At 42.0% G+C, this 16,067-nt stretch carries 18 protein-coding genes and 1 pseudogene; 14 read left to right on the forward strand and 5 right to left on the reverse strand.

Translation table 11 applies throughout. The annotated features are described in order from the left end of the window. The 8 genes from FTU01_RS08705 (at position 1) to trpB (ending at position 6,493) form a co-directional block, all read left to right on the forward strand. Positions 1-330: a YbaB/EbfC family nucleoid-associated protein gene (locus FTU01_RS08705; protein ID WP_004783723.1), complete on the forward strand. Its 330-nt coding sequence runs from the start codon at positions 1-3 to the stop codon at positions 328-330. 13 nt (positions 331-343) lie between these two features. Next, positions 344-940: a recombination mediator RecR gene (gene recR / locus FTU01_RS08710; RefSeq protein ID WP_125279141.1), complete on the forward strand. Its 597-nt coding sequence runs from the start codon at positions 344-346 to the stop codon at positions 938-940. Positions 941-1,123: 183 nt separating this feature from the next. Next, complete coding sequence (locus tag FTU01_RS08715; RefSeq protein WP_005235921.1) at positions 1,124-2,266, forward strand: HRDC domain-containing protein; 1,143 nt, start codon at positions 1,124-1,126, stop codon at positions 2,264-2,266. Positions 2,267-2,395: 129 nt separating this feature from the next. Next, positions 2,396-2,701: a YcgL domain-containing protein gene (locus FTU01_RS08720; protein ID WP_004783715.1), complete on the forward strand. Its 306-nt coding sequence runs from the start codon at positions 2,396-2,398 to the stop codon at positions 2,699-2,701. Positions 2,702-2,722: 21 nt separating this feature from the next. After that, positions 2,723-3,106, forward strand: a complete 384-nt coding sequence (locus FTU01_RS08725; protein ID WP_166134853.1) for a hypothetical protein — start codon at positions 2,723-2,725, stop codon at positions 3,104-3,106. 21 nt (positions 3,107-3,127) lie between these two features. Next, entirely contained in the window at positions 3,128-3,979 is an 852-nt protein-coding gene (locus tag FTU01_RS08730) for a MoxR family ATPase (RefSeq protein ID WP_104426039.1), read from the forward strand. Positions 3,980-3,992: 13 nt separating this feature from the next. Beyond that, on the forward strand, positions 3,993-5,180 hold the full coding sequence (locus FTU01_RS08735) for a VWA domain-containing protein (protein WP_180138785.1): 1,188 nt from the start codon (positions 3,993-3,995) through the stop codon (positions 5,178-5,180). Positions 5,181-5,287: 107 nt separating this feature from the next. Continuing rightward, complete coding sequence (gene trpB, locus FTU01_RS08740; RefSeq protein WP_179992995.1) at positions 5,288-6,493, forward strand: tryptophan synthase subunit beta; 1,206 nt, start codon at positions 5,288-5,290, stop codon at positions 6,491-6,493. A 140-nt stretch (positions 6,494-6,633) separates the two neighbouring features. Here trpB and FTU01_RS08745 read toward each other — a convergent pair whose 3' ends face one another. The 3 genes from FTU01_RS08745 to FTU01_RS08755 all read right to left on the reverse strand — a co-directional run bounded on the left by FTU01_RS08745 (position 6,634) and on the right by FTU01_RS08755 (position 7,930). Then, the gene (locus FTU01_RS08745) at positions 6,634-7,065 is read right to left on the reverse strand and encodes a CBS domain-containing protein (protein ID WP_125279146.1); all 432 of its coding nucleotides are present in this window, start codon (positions 7,063-7,065) and stop codon (positions 6,634-6,636) included. A 100-nt stretch (positions 7,066-7,165) separates the two neighbouring features. After that, entirely contained in the window at positions 7,166-7,540 is a 375-nt protein-coding gene (locus tag FTU01_RS08750) for a DUF2750 domain-containing protein (protein WP_180138787.1), read from the reverse strand. 156 nt (positions 7,541-7,696) lie between these two features. Then, entirely contained in the window at positions 7,697-7,930 is a 234-nt protein-coding gene (locus tag FTU01_RS08755) for a hypothetical protein (protein ID WP_034171084.1), read from the reverse strand. 220 nt (positions 7,931-8,150) lie between these two features. Between FTU01_RS08755 and FTU01_RS08760 the strand changes: the two genes are divergently transcribed. Together FTU01_RS08760 and FTU01_RS08765 are read left to right on the forward strand one after the other, a co-directional pair. Beyond that, the gene (locus FTU01_RS08760) at positions 8,151-8,513 is read left to right on the forward strand and encodes a hypothetical protein (protein ID WP_081402667.1); all 363 of its coding nucleotides are present in this window, start codon (positions 8,151-8,153) and stop codon (positions 8,511-8,513) included. Positions 8,514-8,617: 104 nt separating this feature from the next. Further along, a complete protein-coding gene (locus FTU01_RS08765; RefSeq protein WP_125279147.1) occupies positions 8,618-8,941 on the forward strand; it encodes a hypothetical protein in 324 nt (107 codons plus the stop codon). On the opposite strand, the gene FTU01_RS08770 is transcribed toward FTU01_RS08765, so the two are convergent. Together FTU01_RS08770 and FTU01_RS08775 are read right to left on the reverse strand one after the other, a co-directional pair. After that, complete coding sequence (locus FTU01_RS08770) at positions 8,865-10,442, reverse strand: pitrilysin family protein (RefSeq protein WP_180138789.1); 1,578 nt, start codon at positions 10,440-10,442, stop codon at positions 8,865-8,867. The genes FTU01_RS08765 and FTU01_RS08770 overlap by 77 nt on opposite strands. Before the next feature lie 11 nt (positions 10,443-10,453). After that, a complete protein-coding gene (locus FTU01_RS08775) occupies positions 10,454-11,794 on the reverse strand; it encodes a M16 family metallopeptidase (protein WP_373686380.1) in 1,341 nt (446 codons plus the stop codon). A gap of 232 nt (positions 11,795-12,026) precedes the next feature. Between FTU01_RS08775 and ftsY the strand changes: the two genes are divergently transcribed. The 4 genes and pseudogenes from ftsY to FTU01_RS08795 all read left to right on the forward strand — a co-directional run bounded on the left by ftsY (position 12,027) and on the right by FTU01_RS08795 (position 15,638). Further along, positions 12,027-13,130, forward strand: a complete 1,104-nt coding sequence (gene ftsY, locus FTU01_RS08780; RefSeq protein WP_180138793.1) for a signal recognition particle-docking protein FtsY — start codon at positions 12,027-12,029, stop codon at positions 13,128-13,130. Between the two features lie 181 nt (positions 13,131-13,311). Next, positions 13,312-14,002: pseudogene (locus FTU01_RS08785) on the forward strand (nitroreductase family protein). 182 nt (positions 14,003-14,184) lie between these two features. Beyond that, positions 14,185-14,778, forward strand: coding sequence for a nitroreductase family protein (locus tag FTU01_RS08790; protein WP_180138795.1), 594 nt, complete (start codon positions 14,185-14,187; stop codon positions 14,776-14,778). A 194-nt stretch (positions 14,779-14,972) separates the two neighbouring features. Continuing rightward, on the forward strand, positions 14,973-15,638 hold the full coding sequence (locus FTU01_RS08795; RefSeq protein WP_180138797.1) for a DUF2057 domain-containing protein: 666 nt from the start codon (positions 14,973-14,975) through the stop codon (positions 15,636-15,638). The last annotated feature ends 429 nt before the right edge of the window (positions 15,639-16,067 follow it).

The raw sequence follows: 16,067 nt of genomic DNA on the forward strand, positions 1-16,067 counted from the left end.
ATGAACATTAATATGTTGATGCAGCAAGCACAGCGCATGCAAAAAGAAGTCGAAAACAACATGAAAAAAGCCAAAGAAGAGCTTGCGCAAACTGAAGTGCATGCTGAGGCTGGTGGCGGTCTGGTGAAAGTTACCATGACTTGCCGCAATGTAGTGAAGCGTATCGAGATCAATCCTGAACTGTTACAGGACGATCCGGATATGATCGAAGATCTGATTGCAGCAGCGATGAATGATGCAGCGCGTCAAGCAGAAGTGATCTCTGAAGAGAAAATGAAATCTGCAAACTCAGGTATGGGCTTACCACCTGGTCTGGCTGGTTTATTCTAAGGAAGTATGCGCAATGTTTAGTGATCGTTTTGATCAACTGGTTCAAGCATTACGCATTTTGCCAAGCGTTGGGCCGAAATCGGCCCAGCGTATGGCTTTGCATTTAATCATGAAAAATCGTGAAGGGGCGATCGGTCTGGCACATGCCTTGACTGAAGCAACCGATCACATTCATGAATGCTCAATCTGCCATTCATTGACAGAAGATGAAGTCTGTAATATCTGTACCTCACTTGAGCGTGATGATGAACTGCTTTGTGTCGTGGAATCACCGGCAGATGTCATGGCAATTGAACAAAGCGGCAGTTTCCGCGGTAAATATCATGTTCTGGGCGGCCATCTGTCACCTCTAGATGGAATCGGGCCTGAAGAAATCGGTATTCCCTATTTACTGCAACGCTTAAGTCAAGGACAGATCAAGGAAGTGATTCTGGCCACCAATGCGACTGTCGAAGGACAAGCAACCGCACATTATCTGGTTGAAGCCAGTAAACATTTACCTGTGCAAATGACGCGTATCGCTCAAGGGGTGCCTCAAGGCGGAGAACTGGAGTATGTCGATAGTCATACGTTGAGTCAGGCAGTGCATAACCGGATGCGAATTAAGTGAAATATTAATTATATTCTCTTAATATATAATATAAAAAATATATTATTAAAAATATAAACTAGATAAGCTATATTCGAAAAATATGGAACAAAAAGTGTGATTTGGTTGTCATATTTTTATATAAAAATTCTATATATCGGGTAATATAGCTTCATCGAGCATCTAATTTTAGACTCAGTCTTTATGTTTCAATTTATTCAACATCAGCACGACTTAAATCATGTCCTGAATCTTATGGATCAAAATCCGGTCTATGGCCTGGATACAGAATTCATTAAGGTAGACACCTTGTGGCCAAAACTTGGTGTTTTTCAAATCAATGTCAATAACAATGTCTATTTGCTGGATGGAACAACACTGGATCTGAGTGAATTTCTGAATAAGATTTTTAATGCTCAACAGAATATTTTCCATGCCTGCAGTGAAGATATTGACCTGATTTATCATTACACCCAGAAAAAAGCCCTGAGCAATGTCTTTGATACACAGGTCGGCATGTCATTCCTCGGACATGGTTTGCAGGTCAGCTATCAGAATGCCTTGAAACAGATGCTAGATGTCGATATTGAAAAAGATCAGACCCGCTCTAACTGGCTGGCACGGCCTTTAAGCTCTGAGCAGTTGCTGTATGCAGCCAATGATGTGCATTATCTGGTGCAACTGTCGGATAAAGTCAAACAGGATCTGGAAAGCAAGTATCTGCTCGATTTCGCTCTTGAAGATTGCCGTTTTTTGACCCATGAAATTGGTGAAGAAACACCGACTGCCTTGCTTTATCAGGACGTCGGTAATTATCGCCATTCACGCCGTCAATTAATGCAGTTACAACAACTGGCTGTATGGCGTGAGCAGATTGCCAAGGCATTGAATCAACCGCGTAGTTTTATTCTGAAAAACTCGACCATGATTGATCTGGTAGAGAAATTCCCGCGCAATAATTTCCAGCTCAGTCAGATGAAAGACATCCGGGCCAATATTGTCCGTGAACATGGCAAGACTATTCTTGATCTGTTGAAATTCCTACCTGATCAGGCCGACTGGCCATTACGTCTGGCACGTCCAATCCGCCATTCATCCAGAGAGATTGGCGAGAAGGTTGAAACAATGATTCAGAATATATCCAATGAGATCTCTGTACCCAAAGAAGTGCTGATGCGTAAGAAATGGCTGAATGCCTTATATCAGCATGTGGTATGTCATAAGGATGAACAGGATCTGCCAAACTACTTGCTTGGCTGGCGCTATGAGTTATTAACTCTGCCGCTAATTAAGGTATTGCATCAGGATGAGTCTTATCTGTCGACACAGATGAAAGTGGTTGAGTGATTTTTACTGGATTGATTAAAGATAAAGCAATTATACAAAATCACGACTGATGCATTTGAAGCGGCTAATGTTTCTGTCGTTTTTTTGATGTATCCTTGCGATTGTTTTTTCAGAAAAGTCGTTTGAAACATGCAAGTGTCTATCTACAAATCTAGCAAAAAAGATGAAATGTATCTTTATGTGGCGCGTCCTGCAGATGAGAACGAAGCCGAAACCTTCGAACCACTAGAGGTATTGGCTGAACCGGTACGTGTTGCGTTTGGTCGTGCGACTTTTGTCATGCATCTTGAATTGAGTGAATCACGTAAACTGGCACGTGCCAATGTTTTACATGTGATGGATTCAATTTCTACCCGTGGTTTCTTCCTGCAAATGCCACCAGAAGGTTTGATTAACCCGAATGCACCAGCACCAGAAGGTCTTCGTGGGGCTTAAGCTCAGTTCAGGAGTTGTGAAATGAATGGTTTTGTAGCTGTATTGGACTCAATTCCTGACCAGAGTATTGCATTTGCAGTGTATCTGCTGGGCAGCCTGATTGCGTTAGCCTGCTGGTATGGCGTGACCAAGCGCATGCCAAAGGCAATAGGCGGTTTTTTATGGCTGTTGGCCTTTGCCGTGCTGTTGACTCCAACCGTTTCTGAAGGCAGTAATGCTTCAGTTGCGCCCGCTATTTTCGGGCTGCTGTTTGGAATTCTGACCAAGGAATATGAACTCGTTTGGATTAATGCGTCACTTATTTTATTTGTCATTGGTATCGGGTCTGTGATTGGCTATTGCTGGTCGACCTATGCATCCAGTAAAACGGGTCTTGAGTCAAACAAGAAAAGTTCACCGCTGTAAATAAAAAAATAAGGTTCAATCATGTCTGCTGATATTCAACAATTCTCAGGTACGGATCAGTACATTGCCACTGACAGTTTAAAACTAGCTGTGAAAGCTGCGCGTAGTTTGCAAAAACCCTTGCTGGTTAAAGGTGAGCCGGGTACAGGTAAAACCTTGTTGGCTGAACAGGTGGCACAAAGCCTTGGACTGAAGCTGATTACCTGGCATATCAAATCAACGACCAAGGCACAGCAGGGCCTGTATGAATATGATGCGGTATCACGCTTACGTGATAGTCAGTTAGGTGATGATCGCGTTTATGACATCAAGAACTACATCAAGCCGGGTAAACTCTGGGAAGCATTTACCAGTGAAGAACGCTGTGTATTGCTGATTGATGAGATCGATAAAGCAGACATCGAGTTCCCAAATGACTTGCTGCATGAACTCGACAAGATGTCTTTCTTCGTTTATGAAACGGGTGAAACCATTACTGCGACCCAGCGTCCGATTGTCATCATCACTTCAAATAACGAGAAAGAGCTTCCAGATGCTTTCTTGCGCCGTTGTTTCTTCCACTATATCGAGTTTCCGGATGAAGCGACCATGCGTGAAATTATCGATGTGCATTTTGAGAATATTTCAGCAACGCTGGTGAATGAAGCTCTGCAAGTCTTCTTCAAGTTACGTCAGATTCCAGGCTTGAAAAAACCACCTTCAACTTCAGAACTGATCGACTGGCTAAGCCTACTCATGGCAGATGATATGCCGGAAGACATTTTAAGAAATACCGACAAGTCCAAAGCGATTCCGCCTTTGTACGGCGCGCTGATCAAAAATGAGCAGGATGTACAACTGCTTGAACGTCTAGCCTTTATGTCGCGTCGCTAAGGGAGAAACACGCATGTTTGTGCGATTGTTTTATACCCTCAGAAAATATGGCGTACCAGTTTCCACCCGTGAGCTGATTGATCTGAATCAAGCGGTGGCGGCAGGCGTGATTTTTGCTGATCAGGGCGAGTTCTATCAGCTTGCTAAAACTGTGATGGTCAAAGACGAGCGCTACTTCGACAAGTTCGATCGCGCCATGAAAGATTACTTTGATGGTATCGCGACTTTTGATCTGGATGAACTGCTGAATCAGGTGCATAAACTACCCAAAGACTGGTTTGATCTGGAACTTCTGGAAAAGCACTTAACCCCTGAACAGCGTGAAGAACTGAAAAAAGCCGGATCGCTGGAAGAACTGATGAAAATGCTGGAAGAACGCTTGCGCGAACAGCATAAAAAACATCAGGGCGGGAATAAGATGATTGGTACTGGTGGCACATCGCCATTTGGTGCCTATGGTGATCATCCTGAAGGTGTGCGCATTGGCGGGCCGGGGCGTAAACGTTCCGCCGTCAAAGTCTGGGAACAGCGTCAATACCGTAATCTGGATGATGATCAGATTCTTGGTAGTCGTCAGATGCAGATGGCACTGCGCCGTTTGCGTAAGTTCGCTCGTCAGGGTGCGGCTGAAGAACTGGACATTGATAGTACTATTCGTGAAACCGCCAAACAGGGGATTCTGGATGTGCAATTGGTGCCGGAGCGTCGTAACCGTATTAAAGTACTAATGCTGTTTGATATCGGTGGATCAATGGATGCGCATATCGCTCAGTGTGAAAAACTGTTTAGCGCCGCCAAGAGCGAATTTAAGACTCTGGAATATTTCTATTTCCATAATTGTCTATACGACTATGTCTGGAAAGATAATGTCCGTCGTTCCAGCTCGCGCATGAATACCTGGGACTTGTTCAATACCTATGGACGGGATTACCGGGTGATTGTAGTGGGTGATGCCAGCATGGCTCCCTATGAGTTGAACTCCGTCGGTGGTTCGGTCGAATATATGAATGATGAGGCAGGACAGGTCTGGTTACAGCGTCTGCGTCAGCATTTTGATAAAACCGCCTGGCTTAATCCTGAAGAAGAAAAATACTGGCATTACACGCATACTATTGGCCTGATTAAGCAAATCTTTGAAGATCATATGTTTCCAATGACCTTAAAAGGCATTGAGGATATGACCAAATATCTGGCGCGTTGATTCCATTTATCTATAAGTGACTTTATCTATAGTTATTAGTGCTTTAAAACGAAATATTCTAGTATAAAGTCACTTGTTATACCTTATTCCAATATTCAGGAATTATTATGGCTCATCAAATTAATGGTATTGCGTTGCCGAACGAAGAGGGTTTCTTTGGTCAATATGGCGGTCAGTTCATTCCACCAGATCTAAAACAGGCCATGGATGACATCAATGTTGCCTATCAGGAAATCCGTCAAACTGAAGAATTCCAGAATGAATTAAAAGACCTGTTTGCCAATTATGTCGGCCGTCCTAGTCCTTTGTTTCATGCTAAACGTCTTTCTGACCAGTTAGGTGGAGCACAGATCTATTTAAAACGTGAAGACCTGAATCATACCGGTGCACATAAAATCAATCACTGCCTGGGTGAAGCACTGCTAGCGAAATACATGGGTAAAACCAAAGTCATTGCAGAAACCGGTGCAGGTCAGCATGGTGTAGCATTGGCTACTGCATGTGCTTTGGTGGGTATTCCATGTGAAATTCATATGGGCCAGGTGGATATCGAAAAAGAACATCCAAACGTCGTAAAGATGAAAATCTTGGGTGCTAAGCTGATTTCTGTGACGCGTGGTACCGCGACCCTTAAAGATGCAGTCGACAGTGCTTTTGAAGAATACTTGAAAGATCCGAAAAACTATATCTATGCGATTGGTTCGGTGGTAGGACCGCATCCATTCCCAATGATGGTGCGTGATTTCCAGTCCATTATTGGCGATGAAATCAAGGTTCAAACCAATGAACGCTTCGGTGCAAACCCAGACTTTGTGGTGGCATGTGTGGGTGGTGGTTCAAATGCCATGGGGGCATTCACGGCATTCCTGAATGATCCAGAAGTGAAACTGGTGGGGGTAGAGCCTGCAGGTCATGGCTTAAATACTGATAAGCATTCCGCAACGCTGACTTTGGGTAAACCAAGCCAGTTGCATGGTATGGCCTGTTATGTACTCGAAGATGAGCAGGGTGAGCCTTTACCTGTGCATTCGATTGCTTCTGGGCTGGATTATCCAGGCGTAGGGCCACAGCACAGCCTGCTGAAAGATCTAGGTCGTGTGGAATACACTACAGCAACAGATCAGGAATGTCTGGATGCCTTTATGACCCTGTCACGCGTTGAGGGAATTGTGCCAGCATTAGAAAGTTCACATGCAGTGGCTTGGGCAATTCGTGAAGCGGGTAAACTGCCTAAAGAGACTAAGATTGTAGTGAATCTTTCAGGTCGTGGTGATAAAGACTCTGACTATGTCGCAGAGAAACTCGGTCTTTAATTTGATCTAATAATCAAAAAATCCCAGTCTTAAGGCTGGGATTTTTTATATCTAATCTGGTTTTGATATGACATTGTCATTTGTTTGTAATGACATTTTGAGTTTGAGTCTTAATTTACGTATTCAACTAAGAAAGAATTTTAGCCTGAAATATATTGTTGTAACTGATCAATCAGCTTACGTTGATCTTCCATTGCAGCTTTGACCAAGTCACCAATCGAAATCAGGCCAATCAGTTTGTCATTTTCAACTACAGGTAAGTGGCGTAAATGGCGGTCAGTCATTAATGCTAAGCAGTCTTCAACAGAAGTTGCAGAAGTCACGGTTATGACTTTAGGTGTCATAATTTCATTGACCGTGGTATCAAAAGAGGTTCTTTGCATCAATGCGATTTTACGGGTGTAATCACGCTCTGACAAAATGCCGACCACACTATCTTCGTGGGTAACGACCAGCGCCCCGATTCCTTTTTCTGCCATCAGGCTAATTGCTTCTAAAACTGTAGAGTCTGGACGGATGGTATAAACTGCCTGATGTACTTTATCACCGAGCACTTGTGCTACGTTGGTCATTCTATTGAGTCCTTTTTATCTAATTATTATTAGTCCTAGAGTATGTATCCAGCTGAACATCTCTAGGTGTCTATTTTATGTCTTTATAAATAACATGTTTTTAGGCAAAGTGCAGTCTTTGATGTGAAAAAAACAGGTGACGCATCTGTGGAATGGATAACTTTAGTTTAGTGCCATTGCCGCTACATAAAGTAGGTGTCACGGCTAGTCGAGACAGTGTAGGTAACAAGTTGTTTTCGAAATCTTCCGGGTTGATTCTACGGGGTACATAACCTGGCCAATGTTCCTTGGCATAATTTTTGGCATCCAGAGAATTAAGCCAGAATGGAAAAATATAATCTTCCTGATCACGCATCATCGCCCAACCCTGATGATAGACGCCCCACAAAACGCCGCAATACATCATAGATTTGAGGATGGTCAGCCTCAAAAGAAAGTTTTTACAAATCGGGTCGTATTGAATAATTTTTCGCATTGTCGTTAAAATAAAGTGCTATTAGAGTTCAGCTCTATTCTAGAAAGTTCAAGTGAAATTACTGTTTCAGCTTTGCAAGCAATCGTAATAAATTATGTCTTAATTGCAGTATTTCGAAAAAATGGCATAAAAAAACGTCACCGAGGTGACGTTTCTTCAGGCTTGCATGGTGGCCATGTTCTGCCAGTATTGTGCTTTGAGTGAATCTCGTTCTACACGAAAACCCTGATAATACAGTTCAGCTAAAAAGAGAGCTGCTTTACCGTGACCGGCGCGCGCTGCATCTTCTAATTGTTTTACTGCATCGACAAAGTTCATTTGCGATTGAATGGTATTCACTGCATCTGCATACAGATGTTCCAAATCATGTTGAGAGATATTCTGCATAATATAAAAACTCCTTAATTTTAATTATGATTTCGGATAGACTTTTAAGTCTAAATACAAATATAACTTACTATTATTAAACTAATATTACAGAATAATGGAAAAGTCAACTATATCAGCTTTCCTGTTTACTTAATTTATAGTTTGTACGATCAAACTATACACACTTGGAAGTTGGGTTGGTATAGATTTTAACAATAGAACAAAAGAAAAGGAGAACAACATGATGCAAAGAACTCTTGAAGGGCTCAGTTTTGATATGCCCCCAACAGCCAGTCAGATTACAGAATTGGCGCATGTACACCGTAAAAAACTGGATGAGGCAATTTATGACAAATATACCCATCTAGGTGATTACAGTCTGGCTCAACGTAAAGAAGTTTATGATTTTACCCGCGCTCTGGACGAAACCCAGCGTGCAGAGTTTTATAGTCACTATAATGATGAATTGGTCCGAATTGCAGATGAAGATCGACTGCATCCACCTGAAGCAGAAGCCGGCTTAAGCAAGTTTGCAATTTTACTGGTTTTAGGTCTGGTGGCTATGGTCATTGCCTGGAGTGTGTACGAATTGTTGAAATCCTAACCGATTTATAGTCATATCGAGATGTGTATTTATACTGGTCATTCAATCTTTGACTTGAACTTCATGGGGCCCAGCCATACACTAGCTGCAACTTGAGGTAGTGTATGGCTATAGATAGCAAAAAATTAAGCGATTTTCTGAATAAAATTAAGCTTGAACAAATTTATAATGCGGTTGTTATTTTCATTGTGGCATTAATCTTATGCCTGGCCACATTTGCCATTTATCGTCCACTGACGACTTCCCAATTTAATTTACTTCAGCAACTTGCAGAACAGCAGAGCTTACCCCAAACCCAGGATATGGCTCAGACTTTGCTGCAACAGCAACGCATCCATCGCGGTCAATATCTTAAATTGATGCAGGCGTATCAGCAGGAATCTCTACGGGCTCGTCAGCTTCCGCCGGTTTCTGTGGATATGCCTTAGGTATTGGAATCGTATTCGGCAGTGGTGTAGAAGGATCTAACAGGTTCTGTTCCAGTCGTAGTTTTAATGCTTCTTTATCTAATTCTTGACTTACCACGACCAGTGTCAAGCGTTCTGGATGCAGATATTTGCGCACGGCATTTTGCACATCTGCTGCGGTAATTTTGGCTAGACGTTCTGGATAGCGTGACAGATAGTCGGCTTGCTCTGCATAAAAGCCCATTGTGCCTAACTGGGCATTGATTGTGGCATTGCTGCTGTAATTATTCGGAAATGCTCTTAACATCCCGGCCTTGGTTTCTTCCAGTCGCTTAGTATCAATCGGCTGATTTACAAAGTTGATAAAAGCCTGATGTGCGACCTGAATGCTATCCAGTAATTGATCTTGTCTAGTCGAATAACGGAAGCTAAATATACCGGGTGCCTGACTAAAGCTCAATGTGCTATAAGCACCATAGGTATAGCCGCGTTTTACCCTTAATTCCTGCATTAATACTGCATTAAATCCGCTACCACCAAACATGCGATTGGCCACTTCTAGAGCAAGCCGATCTTCAGTAAAACGGTTTGGTCCTAAGTGGCCGAAGGTCACATGCGCTTGGGATGAGTTATAAGGCAAATGCACAATATCAAAACCCGATTTTTCTTCAGGTTCAGCTAATGCAACAGCTTTCTGTCCTTGAGGCAAATTGCCTGCAATTCGTTCAGAAAGTTCCAGTGCCTGTTTAGGACTGAGTTTGCCGGTAATGGCAATATTCATGTTTTGTGCTACCAGAAACTGGTCGCGGAATTTTTTCAGTAAATCAGCCGTAATTTTTTTGGTACTGCCAATGGTGCCGGTAATGGGTTCGGCATAAGGATGCTGACCATACAATGCCCGATAAAACCGGATATCCATCAGTTTGCTTGGATTTTCCTGAAGCTGTTTTTGTCCTACTTGAGTATTGCTGAGTGCTAATTGAATACTGGAAGGCTTGAATGTGGCATTTTTGAGAACTTCCATCATCATGCCCAAAGCAGGTTCCATTTTCTTGGGATCTGACAAAGTTCGCAGGCGAACGACAAACATATCGCGATAAGCCTGTACGCTAAATTGTGCGCCTGTGGCATCAAAGACTGAAGCTACCTGTGCGGCCGTATATTTATCTGTTCCTTCGCGCATCAGTTTGGCTGCTGTGCTGGATAAGCCAAATAAACCTTTAGCAATTTCCTGATCTCGTGCTGATCCGGCATTAAAGGTCAGTTGAATATCGACCATAGGTAAATCACGGGTTTCAACAAATAAAGTGCGAACTTTGTAGTGATTATTCAGGTCATGAATAAAAGGTGCTTGAAATGCCTGCTTTTGATTAATGTTTTTTAAACTTTGCAGGAGAGGGATCGCTTGTAACTGACTGGGATTATCATTCAGATCAGGTTGGGTATCTAAATAATTTTCTGCCCAAAGGCTTGAACTGAGGCTTAAGCTGGTTAAAAGGATAAGAGAGCGAACTTTAGACATTGTAATAACCATTATTGAGCTTTCTGTTCAGGCAAAAGGTAGAGCGTACTTAAATTTTCACGGACAAAATAGGCATTAGCAACCCGCTGAATGTCCTCTGCACGGACACTGTCATAATGCTGAGGCAGTTCATCCATCAGGCGGTAACTCAATCCGTTTACTTCAAGGTTTCCAATCATTTTGGCCTGTCCGCTCAGACTGTCCTGACTATAAATCAGATTTGAAATAAAGCGTGTGCTGATCCGTGCCAGTTCATACTCAGAAATAGCTTCAGTTTTTAATAAATCAATTTCTTTCTGGATGGCCGTTTGTGCTTCTGCCAGGTTAACGCCTGGAGCCGGAAGTGCGGAAATACCAAACAGGCTATCTCCACGGTTATAAGGATCATAGGATACACTCACAGAAGTAAGCACTTTGCGGTCGCGAACCAGACGATCCTGCAACCGAGAAGAAATCCCACTATCCAGCAGGCTGCGAATAATGGTTAGAGCATAGGCATCTTGAGGATTCTTGGCGGTAGCTAGAGATTTCACATTCCAGGTCATATACAGATTAGGCACCTGAACATTGCTCTCAATTTCCATATGACGATAGCCTAAGCGCTCAAACTCGAGTACGTCATTATGTGAGGGTGTGGGACGCATCGGAATATCGCCAAAATATTTCTGTACCTGAACGAGAGCTTCTTGAACGTCAACATCCCCGACGATGACCAGGATGGCATTATTCGGGCTATACCAGTCTCGATACCATTTTTTAACATCACTCAGCTGAATATTATTGAGCGTTTTCATGTGACCAATCACGGGCTGACGATAGTGACTGGTGGGGTAACTGATCCATCTAAATCGTTCAAATGCCTGGGCACGCGGATTATCATCAGTACGCTGACGCCGTTCTTCCATTACCACTTTAATTTCCGGATCAAAATCTTGCTGGCGTAACAAGAGGTTGTTCATGCGGTCAGATTCGAGTTCTAGCGCCATTGGAAAATAGGCTTTAGGATAGAGCTGATAATAGTTCGTATAATTGGTAAAGGTCGCAGCATTAATACTACCGCCATAAATCCGGCTCAGGCGGGTAAATTCATCATTGGGAACTTTGCTCGTGCCTTTAAACATCATGTGTTCCAAGGCATGAGAGACGCCGAGAATATTACCAGATTCATCGCTACTGCCGACTTTATACCAGATCTGTGTCATCACCATCGGGGAGCGATGATCTTCCCGGATAATGACTTTTAAGCCATTACCTAAATAGGTTTCGATGGTGGTGCGGGATAATTCACTCTGTGTTGCGGCATGCACCGGGCTAAAACCAAAACTCAGGATGAGTACTGCAACAGGAGAAATCCGCTGTTTGATGATTCTGGATAAGGAGGAGATAGCAAAAAAAGATGTGGACACAAAGTCTTCCAATGAATAGATATTTGTATTTAGGATTATTTTTCAGAAATCTTGTATTGAAAGCAACCAAACACTGTTATTTTTTGGTTGTTTATTCATGGATTGGATTGCCCGCTCAAAACACTGCAAGTTATGCTAGAATTCAATTTTTTAACGCAATGCTTTTCAAGGATTCGGCATGCAACAGCAATCTAATGGGCAAAACAAATTTTTGATTGATGCTGATATCGGAGATGATGATGTCACATTACCGAGTTTACCTGCGGTTAATGTGCCGATTGTAGAAACACCAAGCGCAACTGCTGAAGTTTCTGCACCTGTAGCGACAGAAGCTCAGGAAGAAGAACCTGCTGCAAAAGGCGGTTTCTTTAGCCGTATGAAAGAGGGTTTAACCAAAACCCGTAAAAATCTTGCCGATGGGATGGTCAATATCCTGATTGGTGGCAAAGAAATTGACGATGAATTATTAGAAGAAGTTGAAGAACAGCTTTTGGTTGCAGATATCGGTGTTGATGCGACCAAAACGATTATTGCCAATTTGACTGAACGTACTGCACGCGGTGACCTGATTTATTCTCACTCACTGTATAAAGCACTTCAGGAAGAACTGGTGGCTTTGCTGGCTCCGCGTGTAAAACCGCTGCATATCGATCCAAACAAAAATCCATATGTAATTCTGGTGGTGGGTGTAAATGGTGTAGGTAAAACCACGACCATTGGAAAACTCGCAAAACGTCTGCAAGGCGAAGGTAAAAAAGTCATGCTGGCTGCGGGTGATACTTTCCGTGCTGCTGCAACTGAGCAGTTACAGATCTGGGGTGAACGCAACAATATCGCCGTCGTAGCCCAAGGTCATGGTGCTGACTCCGCTTCAGTCATTTTTGATGCTTTCGAAAGTGCGCGTGCCAAAGGTGTGGATGTTTTAATTGCAGATACTGCAGGCCGTTTGCATAATAAAGGTCACCTGATGCAGGAATTGACCAAAGTTAAACGTGTGATGCAGAAGATTGATGCGACTGCACCACATGAAGTGATGCTGGTGGTGGATGCTGGTACAGGACAGAATGCCATTAATCAAGTTGAAATGTTTGATGAGGCAGTAGGTTTGACAGGTTTAACTATTACCAAACTGGATGGTACTGCAAAAGGTGGTGTGCTGTTTAATATCGCCAGCCGTACCCATGTACCGATTCGCTTTATCGGTGTAGGTGAGAAAATTGATGACTTACGTCCATTCTCAGCAAAATCATTCGTTGCGGCATTGTTTGAAACTGAAAAATAATTAATGCGACTTGCATCACATAAACTCCGCTAAATGCGGAGTTTGTTGCTTTTAAGGGGCTTGAATGCTCTAAAAAGCAGCATGAAAAAAACAGCAAATCCTGCCTGCCTGAATAAACCCATTATAATTGTATGGGATTTGCCTGGTGATTGAAGTTCAGGCTATATGTAGAGGGTAGAAAATGGCATTACTCAATAAAATTGGGCAGGTATTAACAACTGACCTGACTAAGGATTTTAAATTTCCTAAAAAGAGTAAAGTAGTTGAAAATTTAGAATTCACTTTTGTTGAGAAATTAAAAAAAGTGTCGTGGGATCTATCAGCTAGGTAAGCGTGTGCATTTCAGTCAAGCTTATCTGACCGAGCTGATTCAGGAAGCTGTGCATAGTTGTCCTTCAGCTTATAATTCACAAAGTGCACGCATTATCGTGCTATTTGCCGATTCACATCATCAATTCTGGAACATTGTGAAAGATGTTCAACGCCAGCATGTGCCGGCATCGGTCTACGAGGGGATTAGAATCAAGCTGGATCAATGTGCAAATGCCTATGGCACGATTTTATTCTATGAAGATCAGCGTACCATTCAGCAATTACAGAAGAAGGTTCCATTTAGTGCTGATGATTTTCCACTGTGGTCAGAGCAGACTTCCGGCATGGTGCAGTTTGCTGCGTGGACTGCGCTGGCAGATGCTGGTCTAGGTGCTTCGTTACAACATTATAATGCGCAGATCAATCACGCTGTAGCTGAGCATTTTAAGATTGATGAAAACTGGTTGCTACGTGCTCAGCTCTGTTTCGGTTCAATTGAAGAAGCAATAGAAGATAAAATTGAGTCAGTGAATCCAGACAGCTTCCAGGTATTTAGCTAAGACCGGCGATTTTTGAAATTAGCATGCGCTAAGGTGATTGATACAAAGGATCAACCTTAGTATCTCTGAGAATGTTCTATAAATAAAACACATTGTTATCGAAATAAGACTGTTTTGGGCAGTGAAAATGCTTAGGATGATCTTATTGGTTTTAAATAATCAGAATAGAACGAGGTGAGATCATGGCATTTCTAGATCATATTAAAAAGCGCCGTAGTATTTATGCTATTGGGAAAAATGTCAGCCTGGATCAGGCAGAAATTGAGTACATCATTAAAGAGGCGGTGAAACATAGTCCATCATCTTTTAACTCGCAATCTTCACGCGTGGTGATTTTGTTTGGTCAATCACATGATACTTTTTGGCATATTGTGCGTGAAACTTTACGCGACCTAGTGTCAGCAGATGCTTTTGAGGCTACCAATAGCAAAATAGATGGTTTTGCGGCAGGTTATGGAACTGCACTGTTTTATGAAGACCAGAATGTCATTAAAGGAATGCAAGAAAAATTTGCGCTGTATGCAGATAATTTCCCGATCTGGTCAGAGCATGCTAGCGGTATTGCGCAGTTTGCAACCTGGACAGCTTTGGCTGAACATAATATTGGCGCATCACTACAGCACTACAATCCGATCATCGATGAAGAAGTAGCGCAAACTTTTAGTATTCCATCAAACTGGAAGCTTCGTGCTCAATTGGTATTTGGTTCAATCGAAGCGCCTCCAGGTGAAAAAACCTTTATGGATGATGCAGAACGATTTAAGACCTTCGCATAATCGATTTAGAGATGAGAAAGAAGTACTGTTAAGTACTTCTTTTTTATGTGTGATATAGCAGAAATCAGAAGATAGATAGTCTGATAAATGCTGAGTAAAGTGCTGTAGAGGCAAAGCATTTGTCATAGAATTGTCATTTGTACACGGCATAGTGCAATGAAAATTTTATATATTAACCAGAATGAGTGAGTGACATGGATTTACGTATCACAGCAGCTGTAGTTGCATTATTGGGCAGCACATCAGTTTTTTCAGCCGTGACATTAACCGTACCTGAAGAAATCAAGATGATTGCAGTGAATGATCAGGAAGTGCGTTCAGGTCTATTGCGCTCAGATCAAACTTATAAACTGGATGCGGGTACAAATGCGATTAGTGTTCATTATACTGAATTTTTCCAGCACAATGACAATTCTCATGACATTTTAAAATCTGGCGTAGTAACTGTAAAAACTCCAGAACTTAAAGATGGTGAAGCTTATAAATTGGGTTTAATTAACGCGCCTAAAAATTTTGATGAAGCGAAAAAATATAAAGATCAGCCAATTATTGGTTTATATGATGCAAAAAATCAGCTTCTGGTTCAGCAGGTAGGAGCAAAAGAGGTAGCGAAACCATTACTAGGGCAAAGTATTTTAGGAAAATCTGTGGATTTGACAACGAATAAAGTTGTAACTCCAACAAATCAGCCAGCAGCGGTCTACACTCAAACTGCAAGCACACCGAATGTGGCTACTGCAAACGTTCGGGAAAATGTATCAGTTGGTCAGCTTGATCAGCAATTAATTCAGTTGTGGAAACAGGCATCTAAAGCTGAACGACAAAAATTTATGAATTGGCTTGGCGAGCAGGCAAATTAAAATTTATTGTTCAATATTAAAAGGGATCGTATGCAACGATCCCTTTTAATAAAAACTAAACCAGTAGAAATTCACATTTGCTTAAACTTTCGGGCCAAAAATGACTGGAAAAAAGCATTAAAACTGCTAAAAATAGCAATTCAGATTAAAAAATAAACGTACAGTGCGCTTTTTTGAATATTTTTAAGAAAAGCTCTTGCACTGGTTCGGAAACTGTATAGAATACGCAGCACACCAACGCAATGCATGAAACGAAACGTTAAGTGGTTGGGTTGGAGCTTAAAACTGACGAGGTTTTAAGTAAGATCATTAAGAGATTATGAAGAACAACTTGTGTGGATTTTTACTGGTTGATTGATCGAAATTATTTTCATTGATTGAATGGTAGAAATTACTCGAAGTTTATTTGAGAAATATTTGTCAGAAAAT

It is taken from the genome of Acinetobacter sp. YH12043 (genome assembly GCF_013419915.1).
In the GTDB taxonomy this organism is placed as follows: Bacteria; Pseudomonadota; Gammaproteobacteria; order Pseudomonadales; family Moraxellaceae; genus Acinetobacter.

What these genes read in the sequence shown, in the direction of transcription:
- FTU01_RS08760 (WP_081402667.1), top strand. Translation starts at nt 8,151, where the DNA reads ATGATGCAAAGAACTCTTGAAGGGCTCAGTTTTGATATGCCCCCAACA.
- FTU01_RS08765 (WP_125279147.1), top strand. Translation starts at nt 8,618, where the DNA reads ATGGCTATAGATAGCAAAAAATTAAGCGATTTTCTGAATAAAATTAAG.
- recR (WP_125279141.1), top strand. Translation starts at nt 344, where the DNA reads ATGTTTAGTGATCGTTTTGATCAACTGGTTCAAGCATTACGCATTTTG.
- FTU01_RS08730 (WP_104426039.1), top strand. Translation starts at nt 3,128, where the DNA reads ATGTCTGCTGATATTCAACAATTCTCAGGTACGGATCAGTACATTGCC.
- FTU01_RS08735 (WP_180138785.1), top strand. Translation starts at nt 3,993, where the DNA reads ATGTTTGTGCGATTGTTTTATACCCTCAGAAAATATGGCGTACCAGTT.
- FTU01_RS08790 (WP_180138795.1), top strand. Translation starts at nt 14,185, where the DNA reads ATGGCATTTCTAGATCATATTAAAAAGCGCCGTAGTATTTATGCTATT.
- FTU01_RS08795 (WP_180138797.1), top strand. Translation starts at nt 14,973, where the DNA reads ATGGATTTACGTATCACAGCAGCTGTAGTTGCATTATTGGGCAGCACA.
- FTU01_RS08715 (WP_005235921.1), top strand. Translation starts at nt 1,124, where the DNA reads ATGTTTCAATTTATTCAACATCAGCACGACTTAAATCATGTCCTGAAT.
- FTU01_RS08745 (WP_125279146.1), bottom strand. Translation starts at nt 7,065, where the DNA reads ATGACCAACGTAGCACAAGTGCTCGGTGATAAAGTACATCAGGCAGTT.
- FTU01_RS08720 (WP_004783715.1), top strand. Translation starts at nt 2,396, where the DNA reads ATGCAAGTGTCTATCTACAAATCTAGCAAAAAAGATGAAATGTATCTT.
- FTU01_RS08705 (WP_004783723.1), top strand. Translation starts at nt 1, where the DNA reads ATGAACATTAATATGTTGATGCAGCAAGCACAGCGCATGCAAAAAGAA.
- ftsY (WP_180138793.1), top strand. Translation starts at nt 12,027, where the DNA reads ATGCAACAGCAATCTAATGGGCAAAACAAATTTTTGATTGATGCTGAT.
- FTU01_RS08725 (WP_166134853.1), top strand. Translation starts at nt 2,723, where the DNA reads ATGAATGGTTTTGTAGCTGTATTGGACTCAATTCCTGACCAGAGTATT.
- FTU01_RS08770 (WP_180138789.1), bottom strand. Translation starts at nt 10,442, where the DNA reads ATGTCTAAAGTTCGCTCTCTTATCCTTTTAACCAGCTTAAGCCTCAGT.
- FTU01_RS08750 (WP_180138787.1), bottom strand. Translation starts at nt 7,540, where the DNA reads ATGCGAAAAATTATTCAATACGACCCGATTTGTAAAAACTTTCTTTTG.
- trpB (WP_179992995.1), top strand. Translation starts at nt 5,288, where the DNA reads ATGGCTCATCAAATTAATGGTATTGCGTTGCCGAACGAAGAGGGTTTC.